This is a genomic window from Winogradskyella poriferorum (assembly GCF_050618035.1).
Taxonomy (GTDB): Bacteria; Bacteroidota; Bacteroidia; order Flavobacteriales; family Flavobacteriaceae; genus Winogradskyella; species Winogradskyella poriferorum_A.
Map to the genome: position 1 here is coordinate 1 of NZ_JBODPY010000273.1, position 216 is coordinate 216.

1 protein-coding gene is annotated in these 216 nt (G+C 26.4%); it reads left to right on the forward strand.

All coding sequences use genetic code 11. The features are described 5' to 3' along the window. On the forward strand, positions 1-216 hold a 216-nt coding region (locus ACRHOC_RS15725; protein WP_431159504.1), incomplete at both ends, for a hypothetical protein.

Consider the following 216-nt stretch of genomic DNA (forward strand, 5'->3'; position numbering starts at 1 on the left):
ATAATAAAATTTGGCTCTGAATCCTCTGGGTTGGTAACACACTGCTTTACTTTTATTGTAATTGGCTTCGCTATTACAAGATTAGGTTTTGATGTTCAATTAACAAAAGTTTTTTCTTCTAATTTAGAAACTGATACAAAAAGAAATTTATATGTTACCAGTTTTATCATAAGTGTTGTTATTTCATTTATAATTGGTACTATTCTTTACCTATTA